The organism is Teredinibacter sp. KSP-S5-2 (assembly GCF_032773895.1).
GTDB lineage: Bacteria > Pseudomonadota > Gammaproteobacteria > Pseudomonadales > Cellvibrionaceae.
Genome location: NZ_CP120416.1, coordinates 3,617,589 through 3,642,747, shown reverse-complemented (window position 1 = coordinate 3,642,747; position 25,159 = coordinate 3,617,589). Strand labels below are relative to the sequence as shown.

Here is a 25,159-nt window from a genome sequence, read left to right as displayed (position 1 = left end):
CCGTGAGCGGCCGTAAATACGACCGATTTGTTCAAGCGCATCGATATGTGGCGTCCATTGTAACCGGGAATAACGAAAAAACGGTGACTGGATAGGGGTGACAGAAATGGTGTGCCACTTTAGCTGGCGCCATCACGTCCTTTTCGAGCCTGCCCTGGTGTTAAACCAAAAAACTGTTTGAAGGCTTTGCTGAAAGCGGCCTCCGAGCTGTAGCCCGCCAACTCGGCAATTTCGATAGTGGTAAGCAGAGTCGATGTTAGGTGGTGCTTGGCTTTCATCATTCGGTTATTGATCAGGTAGCTTTTGGGGGCGTTACCCACTAAGCGGGTAAACTTTTCTGTGAAAGAGGTGCGTGACATCGCCACGGCTTCACTGAGTTTTTCGACTGATAAATAGGCCTGCTCCTCGCCGTGAATCAGGTTGAGGGCCGCCCCGATTTGTTTATCTGCCAGGGCCATCATGTAGCAGAGTTTATCTGGAGACTGGCTAATATAGGCTCGGATCAGTTGAATAAACAGCATTTCGGTTAACCGGCTAACCATAACCGATGAGCCTGGGGACGGCGTTCGTGATTCGTATGCTAACTCCCCTATCAGGCACTTCAGCCAGTGGTGTTTATCTGTTTCTGCCGCTTTGATGTGAATAAAGCAGGGTAAATCCTTCAAAAATGGATGTTTAACCGAGGTATCGTAGTTAAAAGAACCACAGAGCAGCCGCGTTGCCGGTAAGTCGGATTCTTCATCAAAGGGCGTTTCGCCTTTTAGAACCTGTTCAACTACTTCATTGCCCGGTAAGTGCTGGCTGTCTTTCTTGTCGCTTATCCAGTGGGGGCCGCCGGTCGGAAAGGCGACAATATCGCCGGTATCGAGATGAATAAATGGATCTGACGGACTCTGTCTCAACCAGGCCTGGCCTTCTATTACTATGTGGAAAACCCCGTTATGGCTACCGGCAATTTCCATTCCCCAGGGGGGGTGAAAGTCCGTACAGAAATATGTCGTGGCATTCAGTTTGATGGTGTTCAGAACATCTGCCAAAGCATCCTGGGTGATAGATGAGTTATCGGAATGGGGCATGACTAAACCTGCTGTTGTGAAGAAGGAAACTAATTCCTTGAACAAAATGACAATAAAACCGGGTGAAATATCATTTTTTGTTCGCCAATGATCTGGATAATAGTCGCTATACGATTACTTGAATAGGTTTAGATCCATGAGCAAACACAACCCCATCACATCACTGTCTCTATACCACTACCAAGCTTGTCCCTACTGTTCTATCACTCGCAAGGCGATTCGAGAGTCTGGAGTTGCCGTTGAGCTTCGGGATATCCGTCAAACTAGCGAACACCGAGTGACCCTGATTCAGGAAGGTGGTAAGCAGCAGGTTCCTTGTTTGCGTATTGAACGTGCAAATGGACAAGCACGGTGGTTGTACGAATCCGCAGACATTATTGCCTATATCCGCCAGTTGGAATCCACCCCTGCGCAAAGCGCCTAAAGTCGAGTAAGGAGAACACCGTGAAATACGCTGACGTTGATGTCGCCATTATTGGAACAGGCACTGCTGGTATGGTTGCATACCGCGAAGTGAAAAAGCACACCAATCGCATCGCGCTGATTGAAGGTGGAAATTACGGAACGACATGCGCCAGAGTGGGGTGTATGCCCAGCAAGTTGTTGATCGCAGCTGCGGAGTCGGCACATAACGCTAACCATGCTGATGGCTTTGGTATTGCTGTCAGCGGTGTTAAGGTCAAAGGTGCAGAAATCATGGCGCGAGTACAGAGGGAGCGAGACCGCTTTGTCGGCTTCGTTTTGCAATCTGTTGAAGAGTTTGATGAGGCACACAAGATCTGGGGGATGGCAAAATTCAAAGATAACCACACCTTAATGGTTGGCGACCACACAGAAGTTAAGGCAAAACGTATTATTATCGCTACTGGTTCCCGCCCTGTTTTTCCTGCAATCCTGGCGGAAGCGGGTGAACGATTGCTAACTAATGATTCTATTTTTGAACTCCCTGACTTGCCTAAATCTATCGCGGTGTTCGGGCCGGGTGTTATCGGTTTGGAGTTGGGGCAGGCGTTAAGTCGTTTAGGTGTACAGGTTAAAGTGTTTGGCCGTAGCGGCTCATTGGCAACAATACACGACTCGGAAATTCGTGCTTACGCTGAAAAAACCTTTAATCAGGAGTTCTATCTGGATACCCAGGCACAGGTATCAGCCGTGCGCAAATTAGAGGGTGCAGTTGAAATAGCTTACAGAGGGAAACAAGGAGAGGAAAAAACAGAAATATTTGATTACCTGTTGGCCGCCACAGGAAGAAAGGCGAATGTGGATGGTCTTGGCTTGGAAAATACGGATCTCAAATGGGGTGAGCGTGGTGGTTTGGTTTATGACACAGGGACTTTGGAAACCAGCCTTCCCCACATATTTCTGGCTGGTGATGCCAATAGTGATATGACGTTGTTACATGAGGCGGCCGATGATGGCCGAATTGCCGGTCAAAATGCTGCAGCTTCGTTATCCGACCCTTCGGCTGTTGTTGCGGGTATGCGCCGGGCTCCGCTGGCGGTGGTTTTTACTGATCCTCAGATCGCTAACATTGGTTTGAGCCTGCCTGATATCGAGAAGCAATATGGTAATGGGTATGCTGTCGGTACGGTGAGTTTTGAAGGCCAGGGAAGAAGCCGGGTAATGCTAAAAAACAAGGGTATATTGAAGGTTTATGCTGAGCGTCAGTCCGGAAAGTTTTTGGGAGCCGAAATGTTCGGTCCGTCGGCTGAACATATCGCTCACCTCCTGGCTTGGTCGGTGCAATCCGGGCTCACTGTTAAAGATATGCTGGCAATGCCTTTTTACCATCCGGTTGTTGAAGAAGGCGTGCGTACAGCCTTGTCTGATTTGAATCGGAATTTACAAAACTAATGCACGTTGCGAGTATGCCCTAATGATAAGTCAATACGAGACGTTATTCGGAAGCGATGAGGCTCGATGTTTTCAGTAGGGCAGACATATTGTGTCCCGTTTGTTGTTTTTATGTATGGAAAGTATTTCTCAGTAAAAAAATTAAAGATGTGGTTCTCCCTCGTGTGTCTGCGCTGCGCCGAGGCGACAGTAAGCCCGATAAATGTGTTTTGTAAATGCTATCCTGCGTTTTACCGGTAGACCTTTGTGTAGAATCAATACTTGGACACTGGTCTACACTTTACACTGGATATCAACTTTTTCATTATTACAGGCACGTGCATGAAAAAAATAAAAAACGAAAAAGAGTTGATCAAAAAGGCAATCACGCTAGGCACAAAATATGGTGAAGTAAGAGGTGCTGTACAGTTCGAGGCAACGGATTCTGCGAGCGAAAAAATTGAGTATATCTATCGACTTCTGGTGCACGATAAGCTTATTCAACCTTTGCCAGAAGAGCAGGTCTCTCAGCAGTCAATGCGGCATAAGTTGGCAATTTGGGCCTCAAAACAACCGTAGTACAGTTACTTGCACTTAGTCTTCCTGGCTGTTTGTATAGAAATGTAAAGTCGCTCGCGAAAAGCCCCTTTGTTTTATAAGATTAAAAGACACCCTAAGCGGTTCGATGCACGGGGAGGGGGCTATGAACAAATCGCAGTTAATCAAATTTACCGATCTCATTTTATTCCTAGGCTTTTTGCTGCTTATTTCCACTGGTCTGTTAATGAAATACGTCTTGCCGCCCGGCAGTGGTCAAGACATGATATGGAGTCTAAGTCGTCACGGTTGGGGTGATGTGCACTTTTACATTGCCGCGATCTTTCTTGCGGTCTTGTGTCTCCATTTGTTTTTACACACTAAATTTATTCGCTCCGCCCTGGTTGGTAAAAATGGCGGTACTGCACGTAGAACATGGTTGTTGGCTATCGTCGCGATTATTATTCTATTGCTGGTATTTGCGCCGCTGTTTTCGGTTGTTGAATATGGTGTAGGTGGTGGCCAAGGCGGTGGGCGTGGAGGCGGGGGAGGAACGCATTGGGAACAACGCCATCATCGTTAAATGGCGTTGCTCGCTATGATTAGTGACTAGTCGTTATCACCGTCATAGTGCCAATTATGCGGCCACGCCTGGTTTGCCAGCGCATCTATGGTTGATTGGCTTAATGCTGGTTGTGCCGCGACGGCGGCATTACGTTGAACATGCTCAATTCTTCTCGCGCCAGCGATGGTGCAAGAAACTGCTGGATCTGCAAGGCAGAACTTGATGGCCAGATCCGAGAGGTTGGGCGTATCCTGATCGAGCAGTTTTTTCAGCTCCTCTATTCTCGGTGCGGCCTCTTGTAGCCTCTCTTCCGTTAACCAGTTTTTGCGCCAGTCGTTATCGGCAAATATGTGGCCGGGTAAGTAATTTCCCGTCAGCAGACCTTCGTCGAAAGGAACCCGGGTTATCAGTCCAACATTATGTTCTAGTGCTGCAGGAAATAGTTTTTCCGCTGGCCGTTGTTCGAAGATGTTGTACAGCACTTGAATGACCTCAAGCATACCGTTTGCCATACCAGCAATGCCCTGGTCAAACTCCCAGCTTTTAATCGAAACGCCTAAGTGGCGAATTTTGCCATCTTGCTTGAGTTGCTCAACCGCCGTATACCATTCATCTTGCTCGACAAAAATATCGTTCCAGGTATGGAGCATTTGCACATCAATATATTCCACTCCAAAGTTTTTTAAACTGCGTTCAGTGGCTTCAATAATCCATTTTTTGTCGTAGAAGTCGCTGACCTTGTGATGAGCTTTGACATCCCACCTGAAGTTTTTTGGCGGGATTTTACTGGTGATGATTACGTTATCTCGGTGCGGTTTTAAGGCTTTGCCTAGGGCGCGTTCGCTCTCGCCGTCCCCGTATACATAAGCGGAATCAAAAAGGTTGATGCCCGCATCAATTGCGGCTTCGACGACTTGAGTGCTGTCGTCGTGAATATTTCCCCAGTCGCCGGAAATTTGCCAACCGCCAAATCCTATTTCGCTGACCTTTAGGTTGGTTTTCCCAAGAGTTCGATAACGCATAGTTGTATCTCTTTATTGTTGTTTTGAGTCTTAGTTCAGAATGTAAGAAAACAATAAGTCTTCATGTGAGAATTATTACTAAATGGCATTTGTTCTTATTGTTTAATGAGTTTTCCTGTCCAAGTTTACCCAATTTCGGGCTAACGCTAGGTGAGAGTATGTTTGAAATGTCGTGCCACAGAAGTTTTAGTTATTTTTGAATTGTTTGAATATTGTGGCTCAATTGTAATTATTTTGGCGCACAGTTCTTTGTTTGTGATTTTAGCTCTCTTTTGCGCCGGTTTTTTTTGAATTCTTTTTTTACTTACTAGTAGTCAAGCGAATACCACCAAATGGGTATTGCAAAAAAATAGGCTGTATTTTTAAAAAAAACACTGATTTTTAAGGGATATTTTTTTGATCCAGGTCGGGAATTGAACTAGAAATTAAAATTGGTTCTGCTTTAATTCTCCAGATGTCGAAGAAGCATTTCTCTCGTTCTTCTTTCCTTGGGATAGGATGTTGCATATGAAAACAATAAAAATTTTCGTCAAGTTGTTTCTGCCTGCTCTCGCGCTGCTACTCATTTCGAACGTTGGATATAGTGAATCCAAAGCGTTGATGTTAAAACCGTTCAAAAACTTGAGTGAGCAAAGTCAGGAGTGTGCGGCTTGTCATAAGAAAGAGCACCCGAGCTTGTATAACCAATGGGGGCGCTCCAAACACTTTGGGGCTAATGTCGGTTGTTACGAGTGTCACGCTGCGGAAAAAACGGATCCTGACGCGATTCAGCATGAAGGGCATACTATTGCCGTGATCGTCTCGCCAAAAGATTGTGCGAACTGCCATAAGGCAGAGGTAGACGAATTTACCAAATCCCACCATGCAAAAGGTGGCGAGATTATCGGTTCACTGGACAATATGTTAGCTGAGGTTGTGCAGGGAGCACTTACATTGAATGGTGAATCACCTGCTGCGGTTAATGGTTGTTGGCAGTGCCACGGCTCTGAAGTCAAAGTACTTGAGAATGGTGACCTCGACCCAACTACCTGGCCGAACACCGGTATTGGGCGTATTAACCCGGATGGTTCTCGTGGTGCGTGTACTGCGTGTCACCAACGTCATGAGTTTTCTATGGTTCAGGCGCGTCGTCCTGAAGCTTGTGGTAAATGTCACCTTGGCCCTGACCATCCGCAAAAAGAAATTTATGAAGAATCCAAACACGGCATTAACTTCTACGCCAATGTAGATCGTATGAATCTGGATTCATCTAAATGGGTTGTAGGCGAGGATTATGACGAAGCGCCTACCTGCGCGACATGTCATATGTCTGCCACAGATACCTTACCGATTACTCATGATGTGGGCGACCGTATTTCCTGGACTTTGCGTCCGGCTATTTCTGAAAAAATCGATGCGAAAGCGTTGAAACAGGGCAAGAAAGTGAAAAGCTGGGAAGATCGTCGTAAGGATATGGAAGCGGTATGTCAGGCGTGCCATAGCAGCTCTATGGTTGAAAGCTTTTACATGCAGTTCGATAGCTTGGTTGAGCTTTACAACAATAAGTTTGCCAAACCTGGCAAACTGATGATGGATACGTTGAAAGCGCAGGGCTTGATGACGGATATCGCCTTTGATGAAAAAATTGAATGGACCTGGTTCTACTTGTGGCATCACGAAGGTCGTCGTGCGCGTCATGGTGCGGCGATGATGGCTCCGGATTATGTTCAGTGGCATGGTTTGTATGAAGTGGCTGAACGCTTCTACATGGAACTCATTCCTGAATATAACGAGTACATCGAGAAAGCTGAGCACAATGGTAAAACCAAAGAAGCCGAAACCTTGAAGAAAGTACTTGCGGGAATATTGGAAAGCCCAGAGCATCAGTGGTTTAGCGGGAAGGAGCCGGCAGAAGTAAAAGCCGCGCGGAAAAAAGCGCAAGCTGAGTTCCAAAAACGTTATGCCAATGAATCTAAGTAAACCTGCCATTAGGCTAAAGAGGCTGTTTATCCAGCCTCTAAGCCCCTGACAAAGAGGCTTCATATGGAAAAAGAAAAAACGTTCTGGCGAAAGCTGTGGCTTCCAAGCAAAAAGAAATGGTTGTTTGGTATTCCTTTAGGTGGCTTTTTGGCTGTTGGTGTCGGTGTTTTGGCGTTAGGCGGTTTTCAAGTCAGCATGCATGCGACGAATGCCAACGAGTTTTGTTACAGCTGTCATGTTGGTATGGACACTATTGTCGAAGAGTATCAGCAGTCAATTCACTTCAGTAATGCAACGGGTGTTCAGGCCGATTGTGCAGACTGCCATGTGCCAAAAGAATTTTTGCCAAAAATGTGGACCAAAATTCGCGCTACAAAAGATGTTTATCACATGCTTATGGGTAAAGTGAATCTGGAAAACTTTGAGGAGTTACGAGTACATCAGGCTGAGGTAACGCACGAAATCATGAAAGCGCGCGATTCGCAGGAGTGTAAGAATTGCCATAACCCAGAGGGGTGGGATACCGAGCGTCAAAGCGCCAGAGCGCGAAATCATCATGACCCTGAACAATGGAAAAAAGACGATGAAACCTGTGTCGATTGCCATATGGGGGTCGCACACAAAAAACCAGCTATTCGCTAGCGGTTACTCTCTTCTATTTTTATACACCAAAAAGCCACCTGAATAACAGGTGGCTTTTTTCTTATCTATATCTGATTTTTAAGTTTCAAGTTTGTCATTGTTGGTTCGAAGGGGAACTCTATCTAGAGTAGAACGTATGCCATTTTCGATAGGCTGATAGATTAGTAGGTCGTGAACATGCTTTCTTTGTTTATAAAGTAAGTACAATTTTTTTATCTGCTTTTTCAGCGGCTTTTCTATAACGATATAGGTTAAGACCGAAAAAACGGTAAGTAATGAGAGATATATGCTTAATCTGTAGCTGCTTAATGCTGGCCATTTTGCACAGATATATGTGCAGATGATTAAAATGGTGATCTGATTTAAGTATACAGAATATGATATTTTCCCGAGAAAATTTAATGGTTTCAGCATGGCGGAAAATAAACCACCTTCCAGCGAGAAGATAAGAATAGATAAAGCAAATATATAAGGTGAAAAGAAATCCGCCTCGTTGAGTTTGTCTTCACGATAAAAAATTACCAAAAATATTAACCCCAGACAGATTAGCTCTAATAGCGTTATCCAGAGCTTACTTTGTAGAAACCCCATTTCTTTATGTGCGCGATATATTAATATCCCAAGTAAAAACGATGCCAGGCAGCGGATAACTCCAGAATTGACGAAGGCATAAAAATTCTGTGCGTGTATGTCAAGGTGCTTGGTATGGTTATATATAACAATTAATAAAAATAGAGAGGCAAAAAAGAGATGACTGCTTTTGGTGCTCTTTTTTACGAGGATAAAAAATAATATTCCTGTCCAAAATTCAACGGAGATGGACCAGCTTGGATAATTCCAGGTTAAACCACTGGGATTGAAACCAATATTTTGAGTTAATGTGGCTTGCTGGAATAGTGTGAATAAATGGTCCTTGCCGTAAGATGGCCAGCTATCTTGAGTGATATAAATTGCCAACGCAAAAGTTATTGTCGTGAAAATATGCAATGGATACAGGCGAGCAACACGATTTACGATAAAGCCAAAAATACTATTGTCGTGACGAGTTTGATGTAAATAACTATGAGTTAAGATAAAACCACTTAACACAAAGAAGAAATCCACTGCCAGATAGCCGGCCCAGTTGGAGTTGTAATGAAAGTAGGCAACAGCAACTGCCGCAATGCCTCTGAGAGAATCAAGAACAACAAACTGAGCGCTATCTAAAGATAATTTAGAAGGCGTATTGGTATTCATTTTCGTTATTTTTATAATTAAGTTTGTCGCTATATTATTTATTTCTAATATAAAAAGCAAGCTATCAATTTATTAACGGGTAGCTTGAGGTGACAATTCCATTTTTTTTGCCAACTCGAACAAAAAGCTTATTCAATCTGTTGGGTTGTCTGGTGTATCTAATATGTGATTTATACACTCTACTAATTGGGATGGCATCTATGAGGTTGATTTGTCATATCATTTCCGTGAAATCTTCACCTATGCTTGTTGAAATTGATCTATATCCTGTTCTGGTGAGGGGCTGTATTGGCACGTTTGAGAATGTCACTGTGACCATTCTCAAAGGTCGATTAAAACGGTATTCTGTTTGAGATATTCAGCTAGGGTGTAACAGCATGCATTTTCACAGCATAAATAAGTGGCAACACAGCCATAATTTTTCTCTGTTAAATAAAGAAGGCGAAAAACGTACCTTTTGGGTGTTGTGTCTGACCGCGGTCACTATGGTTGCAGAAATTGTCGCGGGCACTGTATACGGCTCTATGGCGTTGTTGGCAGATGGCTGGCATATGGGAACCCACGTAGCGGCTTTTCTGATTGCCCTGTTTGCTTATCGCTATGCGAGAAACCATGCCAATGACCCCATGTACACCTTTGGTACCGGTAAAGTGAATATGCTGGGTGGATTTGCCAGTGCTGTGGCCTTATCCATTGTGGCGTTGATGATGTTGGTCGAGTCTATACAGCGACTGCTTTCACCGCAGGATATTCAGTTTGATCAAGCGATTGTGGTTGCGGTCGTCGGGTTAGTGATCAATCTGGTCAGCGCACTATTACTAAAAGACAGCGATCATCATGATCACGACCACGGTGACAATCATCATCACGACCATAATCTTAAAGCAGCCTACATACATGTTTTGGCCGATGCTTTGACATCCGTTCTGGCCATCGCCGCTTTGATCGTAGGGAAAATGCTGGGGTGGTTGTGGTTTGATGCGGTGATGGGGATTGTTGGTGGTTTAATTATTATCCGTTGGTCCGTCACGTTGGTGAAGCAAACCAGCCCAGTTTTACTGGATGCCAGTATCGAAAAAGAGTATGAGGCGAATATCATTAAAACGATTGAGTCTGATGAAGACAATAAAATCAGTGATATTCATGTATGGAAAGTGGGGGCGGATGATTATGCTGCCATCATCGCCGTGGTAACCCATCATCCTCATACTGCAGACCACTACAAAATGTTGCTGAGAAATTTCGCCAAGCTCTCTCATATTACAGTGGAAGTCAATGTCTGTAGCGAGCCTTAGGGAAGCTCCAGATGCAACGGGGTGTGAAAGCCGTTTTATTTTTTTTGTTTATCTGGGCTTTGCTTTCATGCTCCACTTTTTCCCCGGAATACAAAAAAAAATCTTCTCGCTATGGTTTTACTGAGCACGATGTAAATGGGGCTCAATTCGAGCACCGTATCTATCGTAATCACGTGCCAGTGGATAACTGGTTGAACGTGTATATTGAAGGTGACGGGCAACCCATCCTTCAGAAAAAATACATCGCTCATGACCCCACATCCAGAACCCTGCTGATGATGGATATGATGGCTCTGGACAAATCTGCAGCCCTATATCTTGGCCGCCCTTGTTACATGGGAAAGGCCTACGCCGAGGAATGCACCAACCAATACTGGACGATCCATCGTTACTCTCCCGCAGTCGTTGATTCAATGGTCGCTGCTGTTCGACAATTTACTACTCCCGGCTTAAAACTGAGGCTAATTGGCCATAGCGGAGGTGGTGTGCTGGCGGTGCTAATGGCTGAACAGCTTCCTGAAGTACAAGCAGTGGTGACCATTGCCGCGCCACTGGATATCGCTGCCTGGACCAGGCTCCATCACTATACGCCTCTAGTCGGTTCACTAAACCCTAGCTTACGTGAGCCATTATTATCTTCTATCACACAACTGCATTTGTCCGGCGGTATGGATAAAAATGTTCCCGCCTGGATTGTGGACTCCTTCACTCGTCGGCAAAAGAATGCGGTTCATAATTCCTACCCTGACAATAGCCACATTTGCTGCTGGGCGTCTGTTTGGCTGCAAATTCTGGATAATCTGCCACAATAACGGCACTATTACGCCAAATATCGAGAGATTAAAGGAAAGAATCTAAGCCCGAGATTAGACGAGGGGTTTATATTCTCTGGAAGGTTGCATGAGTGAACATGATAACGACGGACTAACCCGCGTACAGTCCAAGCCTATGGCCACTGATCCTGGTGAAGAGCCCACACGAATTGCGGGGCATGAGCCGAGTGTCAATGCATCGCAGGTTGAAACCTTGATGAACCCGGAGATGGCAGTAGAAACCCAGCTTTCGGTCAATGCGTTGGTTAACGAGGCGGGGCAACCTCTAGTGGTAACCGGAGAAGGCTATCAGATACTTAACCGGCGCTTTATTCTGGAGAAGCTTCTCGGCTCCGGCGGCATGGGGGAAGTCTACGCGGCCAAAGACATGCGTCGTGTTGAGATGCGGGATGAAGATGCATACATTGCCATTAAACTTCTGCGCGAAGAGTTCCGTCATCAAGAACGCTTTATGGTGGCCTTACAGCGCGAATCCAAAAAAGTGCAGCAACTTTCCCATCCGAACATTGTTACCGTTTATGACTTTGACCGGGACGGGGATTCAGCATACATCAGCATGGAGTTCCTGAAAGGGGATTCTTTAGACCGGCGTATTTTCCCCAATAGTTTTTCTGTGGAGGAAGCCACCCGCATCATCGATCGTATGGCCAGAGGTTTGGCCTACGCGCATCAGGAAGGATATGTTCACGCAGACTTCAAACCGGCAAACGTTTTTTTAACCGAAGAAAATCAGGTAAAGATTCTGGACTTTGGTATCGCGCAAGCGGTGATCAAAGATAAGCAAGGTTACCGAAATGCCGCGCATATGGATGCGCACGATCCCAACCTATATGCCTTAACACCCAACTATGCCAGCCTGGAAATGTTGCGCGGTGAAAACCCATTGCCGAGTGATGATGTTTTTTCCCTGTGCTGTGTTGCTTACGAACTGTTCACCGGTAAGCACCCTTTCCTTGATAACGATGGTAATAAAATTACTGCCGAGGAAGCATTTAATGCGGGCATGACCGTCGAACGTATTGATGGTATTCCCAAGCCGATGGAGCGGGCTATTCGGCGGGGTCTTTCTTTTGAACGGGCACAAAGGTTTGATAATGCCGGTGCTTTTATCGATGCAACCAAGCCACTCATTACCCGCAAGCAGGTTTTCCTGATCACCTTCTTCAGTTTGCTTTCGGTGTTTTCCTATTTCGCCTTCGATCAATGGCAGGCAAACAAGGTTCCTATGCTCAGCAGCTTGTCGGAATCACTGGCGCCGTCTAAATCCATGATTTTAGAGGCAGATGAACTTTTTCAAGCAGAAGATATTGATCTGGCTCACCGCTTGTATGCCCAGGCATGGGATGTGGCCAGTGACCGGAAAGATGATTCTCTCGATTTGAAAAATCTGCGACGAATCATTGATCATCGAATGAACCAAATTGCAGAGAAGCTAATCGAAGAAACCAAGGCGGATGATATTGATGAGTTTCGTATGCAGCAAATACTGATCGCGTTGGAATTTATGAAGAACGATGAGTTAGGCAGTATGGATAAAAAAATAGAATCGGTTTTAGCTGAACATAAAAAACAACAACAGCAATAAAATATCTGGAGAACGCAATAATGGAAAAGAAAATACAACTCACCTTCGCTTTGTTTGCTTTTCTGGTGTTGGCATGTTCAACAACAACTGTTGTTGCCAAAGAGAAAAAACAAAAGCTAAAAAAGGCGGAAGACCTTTATATCGTTGATTGTCTGCTGCCAGCCAAGGTACGCAAACTTGGCAAAATGACCTATTTGGGCCCCAAGCGTCCCATTAAAACCACTGCGTCTGACTGTTCTATTCGTGGTGGTGACTATGTTGCCTATGACCGTGCGGACTATCGTACAGCCTTAAATGTCTGGTTGGCCCAGGCAAAAGAGGGCGACGCGGAAGCACAGAACTACGTTGGTGAGATTTTCGAAAAAGGCTTGGGAACGGAGCCCGACTATCAGGCGGCAGTAACCTGGTATCAAAAAGCGGCGGATCAGGGGTTGGATCGGGCAATGATCAACCTGGGTTATCTTTACGAGAAAGGTTTGGGGGTAGAAAAAGATGTGGTGGTTGCACTGAATCTCTATCGCAAAGCTTCCGGTTTGGAAAGCGACTCCCTGGTGTTGGACTCACAGGCAAAAGAAGAGTTGGCGGTTGTTGAAAAACAGTTAAATAAGCAGATAAAAGCGGCGAATGTTCAGCTTAAGTTCCTTAACGCACAGCTATCAGAGCTGGAGCAAAATAAAGTAACTTTGGAAAAGACCGGCGATCAAACGGCTGAACTGGAAGAAGCGGTTCAGGAGATTGCCGCCCTACAGGATTTATACAACAAGGCGCAATTAGAGAAAAAAGAACTGTCAGAACGTTTATCGGGTGTGGACTTGGCGTATCGCAGTGTTCAGGAATCGCCATTGTTATCGCCGGAAGGCATGCAGGATATCGACGAGCGTATATATGAAGATGTTAATTTCGGTCGTTATTTTGCATTAATTATCGGCAACCAGGATTACCAATATCTGGATGACCTGCGTTCACCACTGCGCGATGCACAAAATATTAAGCAAGTGCTGGAAAACAAATATGGTTTCAGTACCTTGGTTATCCCCAATGCCGATGAAAAGATTATCTTAAACACCTTAAATGATTTAAATGAGCAGCTTACCGAAAACGATAATCTACTTGTGTACTACGCCGGTCACGGCAATATTGCAGAAAGCAATGAAAGTAGTCGTGAGCGGGGATATTGGTTGCCGGTAGACGCGAAATTAGAAAGCATCAGCCACTGGATTAATAACGCGGTAATCAGTGACCATTTGGATCGATTAAAAGCCCGTTCGGTATTGGTTGTGGCGGATTCATGTTACGCAGGGCAACTCGGTGCAGAAGCCAGCTCGTTCCTTTTTGGTAGTGGTTCAAAACCCAGTAAAAAATCCCTGGAAACAGGGTTGTCCCGTCGCTCCCGTATCGTAATTTCTTCCGGTGGTGAAAAACCTGTACTGGATGGTACAAACGAAGATAATTCTGTTTTTGCCAAATCCTTGGTTGAGGTGTTGGAATCAAACGATCAAATTTTACGGGACAGTGTAGTGTTTTCTCACTTAGCCGTGAATGTCAAAAAACGTAATGAGATGATTCGTGTTGCCTCTGTGCCCGAAATGAAACCGATTCGTTCCGCGGGACACGAAGGCGGCGTATTTTATTTTGTTCCCAAAAAATAAATAGTCGGGTTATATCATACCGTGTAGATAGTCTAGCGTTTCAGCTAGACTATCTCGTCCTTGATATTTCTTCTTCATGGTTTGACATTGGTTTGCAATCTTTTCTGAGCTAATTACCTGATGAAGCCTTTCCTGCATTTTTTCTACCGAGTCATACGGGTTTATCCCGTAGCCTAAATAGTTGTCAATGAGCTTTTGTGCAGTAAAAAACTGTTCTTGATGCATTGGCACGGCAATACAGGGAACTCCCTGGGTTATGGCATGCACAATTGTACTGTGCCCACCATTACTGATAAATAATGAAGCATTAGCCATCTCCTTTTCCAGTTGCAGAGGGTGATGGTAGATATGTAACGCGTGGTAAGCTGCAATATGGGATGTCAGGTGCTCACCACGATAAAGATAAATATGCACATCCGCCTTCATTTCATTTAGTGCTTCTAGGATGTTTTCAATATTGGGTTGGCTGCCATCGAGATAAGCAAGAATTTTATGTTTGCTCTCAGGTTTCCAGGTAATATCGACACAGAAGGGGGATGCTGGGGTTGGGATTCGTCCAAAGTAATCCGTATTTCCGCGTGAGTGTTGATAAATGTCCAGTTCTTCTATGGTCAATAAAAGGTTATTTGATTTACTGAATATTTCGCTTACGCCACTTATTTCCGGGTAACCTGCGTTGTATAAAGAACTGTTTAGCTGGGTGGTTAACGCGTGTTCTGATTGTGACAGTACCTCAAGGGTAATCTGATTCTGGTTTGGGAATGCCGGTAGAGGAGAATAAGGGGGCGGGGCAAAAAAACCATCGCCCATATTTACTGTGGCAATGCCTGCCTGTGTAGTAATCAGTTGAGTGATCGGCGCTGCATCGCATACAACCAAATCTGGAAAAAGTGTTCGGCAAAGGTTCTGTGTGTCCGAAATCTGCAATGCCAAATTTGCACTATCGACTACACCCGAAAGTAATAAAAGTTCAGAAAAGTTTGCAGGCTTTCTGGGAAAATGTTTAGGTTTTAAATCTCGTTGGGACAGAAGTTGAGTTTTATACGGGAGAGTAAACTGTTGCTGAATATGTTGCAGTGCGTACTTGTGTGGTGTGGCAATTGTGACGTTGTGGCCCAGTTGATTGAGTGCGCTGGCGAGTGTGTGCAGGCGCAAAATGTGACCGAGTTTTCCGCCCATTTCCCAGACAAATAAAACTTTAGCCATATGTGCGAGCCCTGAATTCCCGGCAAAGCAATGGCTTTGCCGGGAGATGGGTTAGAACTGCCAACGAGCACCGAGGGTGTAGTTATTGGAGCTCAAATCGTCTCGTGAAATAAACGTGTCATAAGTAATAAAGGCAGAAAATCCGTTGGGCAACGCTGCGGTGAGGCCCAGTTGACCACTGTAGTAACTGGAATCAATTTTTTGTCCGCTAAACTCGAATTCGCCCGGTGTACTGCCACCAATGAAATTACCGTTTACATCAATAGGGTCATTTTCAAACTGGTGTTCTGCTGCAATGGAAAATTGTGGAATAAATACGCCTACATCAGTATTAATATTCCAGGAAAAATCCAGGCCGATGGTTGCGATTAATGATTTCAAATCAATATCATTCACTTCAGCCGCAGAAGCGTTTCCGGTTGTGGTCTCGGTATATTTGTCGACGCCGGAATCCATGTATAAAACAGAACCCACCAAACCAATGTCCAGGCTGCTAACATTGAAGGTATAACCGCCGCCAAGCGAAACGCCTAATTCATCACCTTCGGTTTCTGCCTTGGCATTATCCTGTACAACCGTTCGACTCAAGTCATAATCACTGAGGGCGTAGGTCAGGATTAAATCCACATAATATTTGTCTTCACCGTAGTAGCTTAAGAAGCCTGAAAAACCGTTACGGGAAAACTCTGTTTCCGCATCTTTACTGCCTGACTCTGCATCTAGTTGTGTCTGACTGAAGGCTGCACCCAAAACCAGATTATTATTTACCTGATAATCGATGCCGGCGATAAGCATGGAAGCGTCATAGTCGATGTTGGATGCGTTTTTATTTTTACGCTCACCAATATCGATAGATCCACTTAAGAAAAAGCCCCATTTACCTAAATCATTCACGGCCTCGTCACCTGCTGCTCCGCCGTTCATTTGTTCTTTACCTTCCATGAGCATGGCTTGCCATGCCGCTTTGGGGATGGCTTCTCCGTTAACGCTGATTTCCAGGTCGTCAGAACGGAAACCAGTAAGGCCTTTGCGCGCTTTACGTAATTCTTTACCCAGGTTTCTATTGCGTCTGTCTGCGGTGTGTAAGGTCAAACGAGTGAAACTGTTAACTTGTGTTTCAATGGATTTCTGTTCTGTTGGCACGGTTTTGTCGACGGTTGTGGGTGGTTCTACTGGTGGCTCAACCGGCGGTTCTACTGGTGGTTCATTGAAGGTATCTAATATTGTGATGGTTGCACCATAGACAGATGCATCAAAGAAATTCACATCCTGAGTTGCATCAACCTCACCACCACATAAGGCTGAAACATTGGTTGCCCGAATGGTCACGATTTCATTTTCTTCGACTTCGTAATCTTCCAGCACCTCAAGTGAAATGGCTTGCTGAACGGGGTCGAAGGAGGACGTTTCTCCAGTTATAACTGGCGTCGTGGTCAAGCTAAAAGCTTGCTCACCAACAATGCGGTAGTCTGTACCTTCTGTCGCTGTTTGACTTTCAACCAATAGCGTTCCGGTAACCGTACAGGAGCTAAACCAGGCTTCACCTGAGGACGTCAGTATTGCACCGATATCGATTGTGCTTGGGGATGCTGGTGGTTCGCTTACTTGAGTAACCCGGTTTGCTGTTGGAGCAAGTGTTAGGGTTGCTGCGTTTGCCTGAGGAGCCAAAGCGCCAGCAAGGGTTAGCATTGCTGCCAAAGGTAAAGTGCCGGTACGTGAAAGCTTTCGGGTATGTTCAATGATACTTGATGACAGTTTGTGCTTCGCGTTTGCCGAACTTGAGGTGGATCTCCGCATGGTAACTCTCCTTAATCGTGTTTCCTGTGTATTTTTATAAAATTTGGCGCATTCTAACATAACCCATAAGCTCAACTGTGACGGAGGTTTCAGTCTATCTATCAGGCAAAATAACTCGTACCTTGGTATGGGTTAAACCGATAGGAACGAGGGTTTTAACCCTGTTTATGAAGGCTCAAAGCCATAATCCTTGTGTTTACGGATGCAGCATAAATGGCATTATTTTTTTGTCCCTGAACAACGACTGGCCGGGATTCAGTTGACTTTGTTGCAAAACACGCTAAGGTGCTCGTCGCTTGATCGAACAAGGAGCCAAAGGCTCTTTCTGGGAAGATTGGTGAAAGTCCAACGCTGCCCCCGCAACGGTAAGTAGAATCTCTACCAGCCCGATACCAGACTTCAAGCGCAATCGTTGATGGAGCGGAGGGCTACCATCCTGGATTTCCTCTACACGCGGCACTTTGTCCGTGTCTATGTTTTCCGAGAGATGCCTCCCTCAATTGCTGATATTTTGCTTTTGGGGTTTTTAATGAAAAAATCATTTATATCTATTGCACTCATCAGTGCATGTTCACCTGTTTCAATTTGTGCCGAAGAAATACTGGAAGAAGTGTTTGTGACATCTTCCAGAACTGCGATGCCTCTTCGTCAAGTCGGCACATCTGTGACTGTTATAGACGCAGAAAAAATCGCGTTACGTGGGGCTCCCCAACTAGCGGAAATCTTGCGCGCTGAGCCGGGAATCAGTGTTTCAAATTCTGGCGGTCCAGGAAAAAACACATCGTTAAGTATTCGCGGTGAAGAAGGATATCGCACCTTATTATTAATTGATGGCGTAGATGTGTCTGATCCATCTGCACCACAAGTTTCACCGCGCATTGAGCATATGACGGCTGGTGGCGAAATTGAGCGAGTGGAAATTTTACGTGGACCACAAGGTTTTGCTTACGGTGCAGATGCCGGTGGTGTGATCAACATTATTACCCGGACGGGTAAGCAAGAAGAAGCGGGTGGTTTGTTTCTTGAAAAAGGCAGCTATGGTACAACCGAGCTATCCGGTTATGCCGCTTTAGGTAATGATGAATCGGATATGTTTATTTCTGTATCCGATTTTGATACCAAAGGATTTAATGCTACGAAGAACGATCTTACGGATGAGGAAGATGGTTATGCCAATACCACGATTCATTCCCGTTTTGGTTGGCGTCTGACAGAAAATACTCGTCTGCAACTTGTTGCGCGTGATACTGAGACAAACAGTGAATACGATAATTGTGGTTCACCGACTCAGGATTGCACTTCCGATTTTGAACAAACTGTTGCCAAAGTGAGTGTGGACTATCAAGTTGAACAATATTGGTTAAGCTCGGGTTATTCCTACAGTGAGGTTGATCGTGTTATTCAAACCGATGGCAACGAAACCTATGCAACCGGTGGCAGCATTGAAAAAGCCGAGGTGCTTGGTGGTGTGAGTCTGGCAAAAAACTGGGATGTAATTTTGGGGGGAGACTATGAAACAGAAACTGTCACGCCCAATGGTTCGCCAGAGCGGGATCGCAATCAACTGGGTATTTTTTCCGAGTTGCAGACAGAAGCCGCGGAAGACTTTTTTGTCACGGCGGGCGCGCGGTTTGATGATAATGATGATTTTGGTCAGCATGTCAGCTTTCGTTTAAGCAGTGCGTATATTTTTGATGTGTCTGCTCAGTCGCAATTAAAACTCCGTGCCAGTTATGGTACAGGTTTCAGAGCGCCAAGCTTGTCGGAAATTTCATACAATGAAAGCGAAGGCTTGAATAGCAACCTGTCGGAAGAGCAGAGTGCCGGTTATGACCTAGGGGTCGATTTTACTCACAGCAGCGGAACCGAAATTAGCCTTGGCTATTTTAATCAGGAAATTACCGACGCAATCGAATACGACTTTACACTGGGCGGAAATTCGGGTTGGGGTGGCTACGGCCAATCTGAAGGGGAATCCACTTCGGAAGGGTTCGAAATGACGATAACCTATCCGATTCTGCAACAGCTTGCTGCTTCACTAAACTATACCTATAACGATGCGTTGGATGCAGATGGCAATCAGCGGATGAGAAAGCCCAGACATATGGCGAATATGGAAATAAACTGGTCGCTTGAAAAGCTCACCTTAAGTGCAAATTATCGTGTGACCAAAGACCGGGAAGATCGTGGTGGCGTGGAACTTGAAGATTATTCTGTATTGAACCTGAGTGCGCGATACCAAGTGAATGAGGCCTTGAGTCTCGTGGCGCGAGGGGAAAACATTCTGGATGAGTCCTATCAGGAAGTGCCCGGCTACAATACGCTCGAAGCTTCGGTGTACTTGGGTGTTCGCTACCAATTTTAATGGCTGAGAATCGAATTCATGACGGAAGACGAAAAGCGTAATCAAAAACATAAAGCGGCAATGGAAAAACAAAAAGCCAAAGTCGACAGTAACATTGCCAGCGCCTCTCAGGAGAGAGGCGTTGCTATTTTATTGACTGGCAACGGCAAGGGAAAATCCAGTTCCGCGTTTGGTATGGTGATGCGTGCTTTGGGTTACGGCCACAAAGTTGGTGTCGTGCAATTTATTAAAGGGCAACAGCTTTCCGGCGAGGAAATCTATTTGCGGGATAAATGCCCAGAGGTGGATTTTTATCAAATGGGCACCGGCTTTACCTGGAATACGCAAGATCGCAGCGGGGATATCGATGCAGCTGAAACAACTTGGCAAAAAGCGTTGCCAATGCTGCAAAGTGATGAATATCAGCTTGTGGTGTTGGACGAGCTCACTTACATGCTGGCCTACGATTATCTCGATCAAAACAATGTTATTCATGCTATTCAACAGCGTCCTGTGGAGCAGAGTGTCATTGTTACCGGGCGAGGCGGTGGCAGTGAGTTACGCGAAATTATGGATACGGTATCGGAAGTGAAAGACATTAAGCATGCTTTTAAAGCCGGGATAAAAGCACGTAAAGGGGTGGATTACTAAACATGAGCCCATTGTTTTTCGGGAGCGTTCGCGATAAGTGAAGACCTTTAACTTGATGGTTCAGGGAACAACCAGTGACGCAGGAAAAAGCGTGTTGGTCGCAGGCATCTGTCGGGTGCTCAGTAACCGTGGAAACAAGGTCGCACCATTTAAACCGCAGAATATGGCGTTGAACAGTGCTGTCACCGAAGGCGCAGGGGAAATTGGGCGCGCGCAATACGTGCAGGCACAGGCTTGTCGTGTTGAGGCGCATACCGATATGAACCCGGTATTAATTAAACCCTCCAGCGATGTAGGTGCGCAAATCATTATTCATGGCCGCGCATTAAAAAATATGGATGCAGTGGGCTTTCATCACTATAAAACCACGGCAATGGAAGCGGTAATGGCTTCCTATACACGATTAACGAAGCAGTTTTCCTCAGTCATTATTGAGGGAGCGGGCAGCCCGGCGGAAATTAATTTGCGTCAGGGCGATATCGCCAATATGGGGTTTGCCGAAAAAGCGGATTGCCCCGTTATTATTGTTGCCGATATTGATAAGGGTGGTGTTTTTGCTCATTTAATGGGGACATTATCGTTACTGTCTTCATCAGAGCAAAACCGTGTTCTGGGATTTGTGATCAATAAATTTCGCGGCGATATTGCTTTATTAGAACCGGGGTTAAAGTGGTTGGAAGAACGCACGGGCAAACCGGTGTTTGGCGTTCTGCCCTATCTAAAAGATTTTTATCTCGAAGCCGAAGATTCGATTGATAGTGCGCAGCATCTGGATGAAAGTAAAGCAACGATAAATGTTGTGGTGCCGGTGCTTTCCCGCATTAGTAACCACACGGATTTTGATGTACTGCGTTTACACCCTCAAGTATCCCTTACCTACATTAGCCCTAAGGCCCCACTGCAGGATTGCGATTTGGTTATTTTGCCGGGCTCGAAAAATGTTCGACAGGATTTCGAAGAATTACAGGCACATAACTGGCAGGCAAAACTTGCCCGGCACTTACGTTACGGCGGTAAGTTATTAGGGATTTGTGGTGGCTACCAAATGTTGGGTGAGGTAATGCACGACCCCCATGGTATTGAAGGTAATGTTGGCAGTACTCATGGTTTTGGCTGGTTGCCAGTAGAGAGTGAACTTGCCACAGAAAAAACCTTAACTCGTGTGCAAGGTAAGTTAACATTGGGCGAAAAAAGTGTTGTGGTCAAAGGTTATGAAATTCACAACGGAAAAAGTCAGCTTGTTTCTGCCAAAAAAAATACACAACCCGTACAGCTCGACAATGGCCAGTTGGATGGTTGTATCAGCGAAGATAATCAGGTTGTTGGAACCTATCTACACGGATTATTTGACTCACCGGAAGCTTGCGAACACCTTTTAACATGGGCTGGTTTATCCCGCCCTCAGTCAATGGATATTCATGCCTTGCGTGACGAACAAATTGAGCGTTTAGCTGTAACGATTGAACAAAATTTGGATTTGGAAGCGTTGTTTAACGCGGCATGTCAATTTTGCCAAAACAGGGAAGCGATAAATATATGAGGCTATGGCATATCGCCCCCCACTGGAATTGGTTACGCCTGGTTGTTTTACTCGGTGTGGTTCTGGTGATTCTGGTTTCGCTTTTTTTTGGTGCGGTGCCGATACGTTTAAGTGATTTGTTCTACGATCAAAGTCAGGCAAGAGTTATTATCGAAAGTTTACGTTTGCCCCGCGCAATATTGGCCGCGTTAGTGGGAGCTGTACTTGCCAGTTCTGGTGCAGTAACTCAAGGGCTTTTTCGCAACCCACTTGCCGACCCTTCTTTAATCGGTGTCACGGCGGGCGCTTCGGCAGGTGCTGGGGCTGTAATAGTACTGCTAAATTATATGGAATGGAGTTTTGCCGGTTTATCTCTGGTGACACTCGGTGCGTTTGCCGGTGGTATGGTCGCGGTATTTTTAGTGTATAAAATCGCAACCCGAACAACGGGCACTTCTGTTTCAACCATGCTGTTAGCTGGCATTGCAATTACATTTATTGCCGGCAGTATTTCCAATATTTTTGAATTTGTTGCGGACAATGAAATGCTGCGACGAATAACCCTATGGCGTATGGGCGGGCTGGATGCTGCCGATTATTCCAAGGTGACGATTACTGCAATGGTGGCGATCGCTATCTGGTGTGTTTTGCCCCGTTATTATTCCGCGTTGAATGCATTGCTGCTGGGGGAATCCGAAGCTAGGCATTTGGGGATTGATGTCGATCGAATGAAAAAGATTGTTATTGTCTGTGTTGCAGCGGGTGTCGGAACCGCTGTCGCCATGGCGGGTACGATTTCATTTATTGGTTTGGTCGTACCTCATGTAGTACGCATGATGATTGGGCCGAATCATCGCTTTTTAATTCCGTTAAGTGGTTTTTTGGGGGCAATACTGTTGGTCTGTGCCGATGCGTTTGCTCGCACAATTATTGCGCCTTCGGAAATTCCAGTCGGTTTGGTTACGTCAATAATTGGTGCACCGATATTTATATCTTTGCTGCGTAAACGCCATCACTATGGGATGCAGCCATGAGCAATGGGTTGAGTTTAAAACAGCTTTCGGTTGCCATACGCGGTGTGGATTTATTACACGATATTACTGCCGATGTGGGGCAAGGAGAAATTCTGGCGGTGGTTGGCCCCAACGGTGCAGGTAAAACGACCTTGTTTCGTGCTATCTCCGGGGATCTTCACGTTGGTGTCACACGTGGTGACATTGTTGTGGGTTCGGAGCCGTTGTTGCGCAAGCCACTATTATGGCGGGCTAAAAATATCGCAGTATTACCCCAACTGAGTTTGCTGAATTTTCCTTATTTAGTGGAAGAAGTTGTCGCTTTAGGGCGAACCCCACACAGCACCGGTATTGATCTCGACAAAGAAATTGTTGAGCAGGCCATGGCGGCAATGGATATTACCTATTTAACCGGCCGTGCCTATACCGAATTATCTGGAGGAGAAAAACAGCGTACACAGATTGCGCGAGTGATGACCCAGATATGGCGGGCTGAGGATTCAGATTGTCGTGTTTTATTATTGGACGAGCCGACAACCGCATTGGATCTCGGTCATCAACAACAGTTAATGAAAGCGATCAGCGATTTTGCTGCACAGGGGGTGGCGGTGTTGATGATCGTGCACGATATAAATCTGGCAACGAAATACGCCGATAAGATTCTGGCGTTACGTTGTGGGCGTTCGCTTGCACAGGGGGCGATTACTGATGTGGTTGATGAACAATTGTTGGAGCAATTATTTCACGCCAAAGTACAGTTGATCCGCGACCCCGAAACACAAAAAATTTCTGTGATTTCCTAGACGGTTGATCTTAATGAAGCAATTAATTCTAGGTGGTGCGCGCAGTGGTAAAAGCCGGTTTGGTGAAAGCCAGGCAACTGCGAGTGGCAAACAAAAAATATATCTGGCAACAGGCCAGGCTCGTGATGCTGAAATGAATCAACGTATTCAACAGCATCAAGCTCGTCGCGATGGCAGTTGGATATTGGTTGAAGAACCGCTCGAACTGGCGTCGACCATACTGAATCACAACCTGGATACACACTGCATTCTGGTTGATTGCTTAACTCTATGGTTAAGTAATTGTTTACATGTTGGTTGTTATCAACAACAAAAAGACAAATTACTCTCGGTACTGCCGACGCTTAGTTGTGATGTCATTTTTATTGGTAACGAAGTTGGTGCGGGTGTTGTACCACTTGGTGAACTCACTCGTGAGTTTGTTGACCAAAACGGCTGGCTACACCAGTCGTTAGCAACAGAATGTGATGCCGTTTATTTTGTAACGGCAGGTCTTCCCATGCAATTAAAGTAGAAGTAAAGCTATGTTAAGTCACTCCCTTGATTGGTTAAAACAACCTGTTCAACCTTTAAATACACAGGCAAAGGAAGCTGCAATAGCAAGGCAAAATATTTTGACCAAACCGCGCGGTTCGCTGGGCCTGCTAGAGGAGGTGGCCACCCAGTTTGCTGCCTGGCAGGGGCAGGAGTGTCCACAATTGGATCGTATTATTGTTCGAGTATTTGCCGGAGACCACGGTGTCTGCCAGCAGGGAGTTTCGGCCTTCCCTCAGATAGTGACAGTGCAGATGATCGAAAATTTTGTTCAGGGCGGTGCAGCGATCAGTGTACTGAGCCGTGATGCCAAAGCGGACTTTGCTGTGGTGAATATGGGTGTGGCCAATCCATTGCTCAATGATGCCGGTGTCATTAATACGCCGGTTGGGGATGGTACCCATGATTTTTCAGAGCAGCCAGCGATGTCGCAGGAGCAATGTGCTCAGGCAATTAATTTAGGTCGAGAGTCGTTGGGCTCGCTGGAAGGTATTACACTGTATGTGGCGGGCGAGATGGGCATTGGTAATACCACATCCGCATCGGCTATTTATGCCGCGTTACTCGGGTTGTCTGCTGAAGAGGTCAGTGGACCTGGCACGGGGGTGGACCTGCAAGGAATACAACGTAAAATCAAGGCTATTAAAACCGCATTGGATTTACACAGAGAGCAATTAACCGAACCTCTGGATATACTTCGTTGCGTGGGCGGTTTTGAAATTGCTGCTATGGTTGGCAGTTATATCGCTTGTGCTCAACAGGGCGTGCCTTCCGTGGTGGATGGCTTTATTTCTACTGCAGCGGCATTACTTGCGGTAAAAATTAACCCTGGCGTGTCGGACTGGTTACTCTTTTCGCACCAGTCGGCCGAGCCGGCTCATGTCAAAGCCCTAGAATATATGCAGGCCAAAGCACTGTTAAATTTGGGCATGCGCCTTGGGGAAGGCAGCGGCGCGGCAACAGCCATTCCACTGTTACGTACAGCATTACTACTTCATAATCAAATGGCAACGTTTGATCAGGCCGGTGTGAACAGTCCCTAATAGGGGGCACAATAAAT

Annotated in this window: 22 protein-coding genes and 1 riboswitch; of the genes, 17 read left to right on the top strand and 5 right to left on the bottom strand. The window is 45.7% G+C overall.

Features of this window, described 5'->3' with window-relative positions:
- Positions 1–119 precede the first annotated feature (119 nt).
- Positions 120–1,076, bottom strand: coding sequence for an AraC family transcriptional regulator (locus P5V12_RS15585; RefSeq protein ID WP_316954008.1), 957 nt, complete (start codon positions 1,074–1,076; stop codon positions 120–122).
- Positions 1,077–1,212: 136 nt separating this feature from the next.
- On the opposite strand from P5V12_RS15585, the gene P5V12_RS15580 reads away from it, so the two are divergent.
- From P5V12_RS15580 to P5V12_RS15565, 4 genes are all read left to right on the top strand, one after another.
- Positions 1,213–1,500 (top strand): glutaredoxin family protein, encoded by a 288-nt coding sequence (locus tag P5V12_RS15580; protein ID WP_316954007.1) that lies wholly within the window; start codon positions 1,213–1,215, stop codon positions 1,498–1,500.
- Positions 1,501–1,520: 20 nt separating this feature from the next.
- On the top strand, positions 1,521–2,930 hold the full coding sequence (locus tag P5V12_RS15575) for a dihydrolipoyl dehydrogenase (RefSeq protein WP_316954006.1): 1,410 nt from the start codon (positions 1,521–1,523) through the stop codon (positions 2,928–2,930).
- A 321-nt stretch (positions 2,931–3,251) separates the two neighbouring features.
- Positions 3,252–3,488 (top strand): DUF5062 family protein, encoded by a 237-nt coding sequence (locus P5V12_RS15570; protein WP_316954005.1) that lies wholly within the window; start codon positions 3,252–3,254, stop codon positions 3,486–3,488.
- A gap of 124 nt (positions 3,489–3,612) precedes the next feature.
- The gene (locus P5V12_RS15565; protein WP_316954004.1) at positions 3,613–4,029 is read left to right on the top strand and encodes a DUF4405 domain-containing protein; all 417 of its coding nucleotides are present in this window, start codon (positions 3,613–3,615) and stop codon (positions 4,027–4,029) included.
- A gap of 26 nt (positions 4,030–4,055) precedes the next feature.
- Here P5V12_RS15565 and P5V12_RS15560 read toward each other — a convergent pair whose 3' ends face one another.
- Positions 4,056–5,033, bottom strand: coding sequence for an aldo/keto reductase (locus P5V12_RS15560; protein WP_316954003.1), 978 nt, complete (start codon positions 5,031–5,033; stop codon positions 4,056–4,058).
- 507 nt (positions 5,034–5,540) lie between these two features.
- Between P5V12_RS15560 and P5V12_RS15555 the strand changes: the two genes are divergently transcribed.
- Together P5V12_RS15555 and P5V12_RS15550 are read left to right on the top strand one after the other, a co-directional pair.
- Complete coding sequence (locus P5V12_RS15555; RefSeq protein ID WP_316954002.1) at positions 5,541–6,992, top strand: multiheme c-type cytochrome; 1,452 nt, start codon at positions 5,541–5,543, stop codon at positions 6,990–6,992.
- A gap of 63 nt (positions 6,993–7,055) precedes the next feature.
- Entirely contained in the window at positions 7,056–7,634 is a 579-nt protein-coding gene (locus P5V12_RS15550; protein ID WP_316954001.1) for a NapC/NirT family cytochrome c, read from the top strand.
- Positions 7,635–7,712: 78 nt separating this feature from the next.
- On the opposite strand, the gene P5V12_RS15545 is transcribed toward P5V12_RS15550, so the two are convergent.
- Complete coding sequence (locus tag P5V12_RS15545) at positions 7,713–8,870, bottom strand: acyltransferase (RefSeq protein ID WP_316954000.1); 1,158 nt, start codon at positions 8,868–8,870, stop codon at positions 7,713–7,715.
- A 377-nt stretch (positions 8,871–9,247) separates the two neighbouring features.
- Between P5V12_RS15545 and dmeF the strand changes: the two genes are divergently transcribed.
- The 4 genes from dmeF to P5V12_RS15525 all read left to right on the top strand — a co-directional run bounded on the left by dmeF (position 9,248) and on the right by P5V12_RS15525 (position 14,232).
- The gene (dmeF, locus tag P5V12_RS15540; protein ID WP_316953999.1) at positions 9,248–10,165 is read left to right on the top strand and encodes a CDF family Co(II)/Ni(II) efflux transporter DmeF; all 918 of its coding nucleotides are present in this window, start codon (positions 9,248–9,250) and stop codon (positions 10,163–10,165) included.
- Between the two features lie 11 nt (positions 10,166–10,176).
- Positions 10,177–10,977 carry a hypothetical protein gene (locus tag P5V12_RS15535; RefSeq protein ID WP_316953998.1) on the top strand — a complete coding sequence of 267 codons (801 nt, stop codon included), beginning with the start codon at positions 10,177–10,179 and terminating at the stop codon, positions 10,975–10,977.
- 88 nt (positions 10,978–11,065) lie between these two features.
- The gene (locus P5V12_RS15530; RefSeq protein ID WP_316953997.1) at positions 11,066–12,583 is read left to right on the top strand and encodes a serine/threonine-protein kinase; all 1,518 of its coding nucleotides are present in this window, start codon (positions 11,066–11,068) and stop codon (positions 12,581–12,583) included.
- A 20-nt stretch (positions 12,584–12,603) separates the two neighbouring features.
- On the top strand, positions 12,604–14,232 hold the full coding sequence (locus tag P5V12_RS15525; protein WP_316953996.1) for a caspase family protein: 1,629 nt from the start codon (positions 12,604–12,606) through the stop codon (positions 14,230–14,232).
- A gap of 9 nt (positions 14,233–14,241) precedes the next feature.
- Here the strand turns inward: P5V12_RS15525 and P5V12_RS15520 are convergent, their stop codons facing one another.
- Both P5V12_RS15520 and P5V12_RS15515 read right to left on the bottom strand, forming a co-directional pair.
- A complete protein-coding gene (locus P5V12_RS15520; protein WP_316953995.1) occupies positions 14,242–15,438 on the bottom strand; it encodes a glycosyltransferase in 1,197 nt (398 codons plus the stop codon).
- Positions 15,439–15,489: 51 nt separating this feature from the next.
- A complete protein-coding gene (locus P5V12_RS15515) occupies positions 15,490–17,235 on the bottom strand; it encodes an autotransporter outer membrane beta-barrel domain-containing protein (protein ID WP_316953994.1) in 1,746 nt (581 codons plus the stop codon).
- 293 nt (positions 17,236–17,528) lie between these two features.
- Positions 17,529–17,651: riboswitch (cobalamin riboswitch) on the top strand.
- A gap of 113 nt (positions 17,652–17,764) precedes the next feature.
- Between P5V12_RS15515 and P5V12_RS15510 the strand changes: the two genes are divergently transcribed.
- From P5V12_RS15510 to cobT, 7 genes are read left to right on the top strand one after another with little or no spacing between them, the layout of a single operon-like run.
- The gene (locus P5V12_RS15510) at positions 17,765–19,600 is read left to right on the top strand and encodes a TonB-dependent receptor plug domain-containing protein (protein ID WP_316953993.1); all 1,836 of its coding nucleotides are present in this window, start codon (positions 17,765–17,767) and stop codon (positions 19,598–19,600) included.
- Between the two features lie 18 nt (positions 19,601–19,618).
- On the top strand, positions 19,619–20,230 hold the full coding sequence (cobO, locus tag P5V12_RS15505) for a cob(I)yrinic acid a,c-diamide adenosyltransferase (RefSeq protein WP_316953992.1): 612 nt from the start codon (positions 19,619–19,621) through the stop codon (positions 20,228–20,230).
- A gap of 55 nt (positions 20,231–20,285) precedes the next feature.
- Positions 20,286–21,770, top strand: a complete 1,485-nt coding sequence (locus P5V12_RS15500; protein WP_316957442.1) for a cobyric acid synthase — start codon at positions 20,286–20,288, stop codon at positions 21,768–21,770.
- Positions 21,767–22,783: an iron ABC transporter permease gene (locus P5V12_RS15495; RefSeq protein WP_316953991.1), complete on the top strand. Its 1,017-nt coding sequence runs from the start codon at positions 21,767–21,769 to the stop codon at positions 22,781–22,783. Before P5V12_RS15500 ends, P5V12_RS15495 begins: the two co-directional genes overlap by 4 nt.
- On the top strand, positions 22,780–23,565 hold the full coding sequence (locus tag P5V12_RS15490) for a heme ABC transporter ATP-binding protein (RefSeq protein WP_316953990.1): 786 nt from the start codon (positions 22,780–22,782) through the stop codon (positions 23,563–23,565). Before P5V12_RS15495 ends, P5V12_RS15490 begins: the two co-directional genes overlap by 4 nt.
- Before the next feature lie 13 nt (positions 23,566–23,578).
- Positions 23,579–24,079: a bifunctional adenosylcobinamide kinase/adenosylcobinamide-phosphate guanylyltransferase gene (gene cobU, locus P5V12_RS15485; RefSeq protein WP_316953989.1), complete on the top strand. Its 501-nt coding sequence runs from the start codon at positions 23,579–23,581 to the stop codon at positions 24,077–24,079.
- Between the two features lie 10 nt (positions 24,080–24,089).
- On the top strand, positions 24,090–25,142 hold the full coding sequence (gene cobT / locus P5V12_RS15480; RefSeq protein ID WP_316953988.1) for a nicotinate-nucleotide--dimethylbenzimidazole phosphoribosyltransferase: 1,053 nt from the start codon (positions 24,090–24,092) through the stop codon (positions 25,140–25,142).
- The last annotated feature ends 17 nt before the right edge of the window (positions 25,143–25,159 follow it).

Coding starts and splice junctions, on each gene's coding strand:
- P5V12_RS15585 (WP_316954008.1), bottom strand. CDS start 1,076: ATGCCCCATTCCGATAACTCATCTATCACCCAGGATGCTTTGGCAGAT.
- P5V12_RS15580 (WP_316954007.1), top strand. CDS start 1,213: ATGAGCAAACACAACCCCATCACATCACTGTCTCTATACCACTACCAA.
- P5V12_RS15570 (WP_316954005.1), top strand. CDS start 3,252: ATGAAAAAAATAAAAAACGAAAAAGAGTTGATCAAAAAGGCAATCACG.
- P5V12_RS15565 (WP_316954004.1), top strand. CDS start 3,613: ATGAACAAATCGCAGTTAATCAAATTTACCGATCTCATTTTATTCCTA.
- P5V12_RS15560 (WP_316954003.1), bottom strand. CDS start 5,033: ATGCGTTATCGAACTCTTGGGAAAACCAACCTAAAGGTCAGCGAAATA.
- P5V12_RS15555 (WP_316954002.1), top strand. CDS start 5,541: ATGAAAACAATAAAAATTTTCGTCAAGTTGTTTCTGCCTGCTCTCGCG.
- P5V12_RS15550 (WP_316954001.1), top strand. CDS start 7,056: ATGGAAAAAGAAAAAACGTTCTGGCGAAAGCTGTGGCTTCCAAGCAAA.
- P5V12_RS15545 (WP_316954000.1), bottom strand. CDS start 8,870: ATGAATACCAATACGCCTTCTAAATTATCTTTAGATAGCGCTCAGTTT.
- dmeF (WP_316953999.1), top strand. CDS start 9,248: ATGCATTTTCACAGCATAAATAAGTGGCAACACAGCCATAATTTTTCT.
- P5V12_RS15535 (WP_316953998.1), top strand. CDS start 10,177: ATGCAACGGGGTGTGAAAGCCGTTTTATTTTTTTTGTTTATCTGGGCT.
- P5V12_RS15530 (WP_316953997.1), top strand. CDS start 11,066: ATGAGTGAACATGATAACGACGGACTAACCCGCGTACAGTCCAAGCCT.
- P5V12_RS15525 (WP_316953996.1), top strand. CDS start 12,604: ATGGAAAAGAAAATACAACTCACCTTCGCTTTGTTTGCTTTTCTGGTG.
- P5V12_RS15520 (WP_316953995.1), bottom strand. CDS start 15,438: ATGGCTAAAGTTTTATTTGTCTGGGAAATGGGCGGAAAACTCGGTCAC.
- P5V12_RS15515 (WP_316953994.1), bottom strand. CDS start 17,235: ATGCGGAGATCCACCTCAAGTTCGGCAAACGCGAAGCACAAACTGTCA.
- P5V12_RS15510 (WP_316953993.1), top strand. CDS start 17,765: ATGAAAAAATCATTTATATCTATTGCACTCATCAGTGCATGTTCACCT.
- cobO (WP_316953992.1), top strand. CDS start 19,619: ATGACGGAAGACGAAAAGCGTAATCAAAAACATAAAGCGGCAATGGAA.
- P5V12_RS15500 (WP_316957442.1), top strand. CDS start 20,286: ATGGTTCAGGGAACAACCAGTGACGCAGGAAAAAGCGTGTTGGTCGCA.
- P5V12_RS15495 (WP_316953991.1), top strand. CDS start 21,767: ATGAGGCTATGGCATATCGCCCCCCACTGGAATTGGTTACGCCTGGTT.
- P5V12_RS15490 (WP_316953990.1), top strand. CDS start 22,780: ATGAGCAATGGGTTGAGTTTAAAACAGCTTTCGGTTGCCATACGCGGT.
- cobU (WP_316953989.1), top strand. CDS start 23,579: ATGAAGCAATTAATTCTAGGTGGTGCGCGCAGTGGTAAAAGCCGGTTT.
- cobT (WP_316953988.1), top strand. CDS start 24,090: ATGTTAAGTCACTCCCTTGATTGGTTAAAACAACCTGTTCAACCTTTA.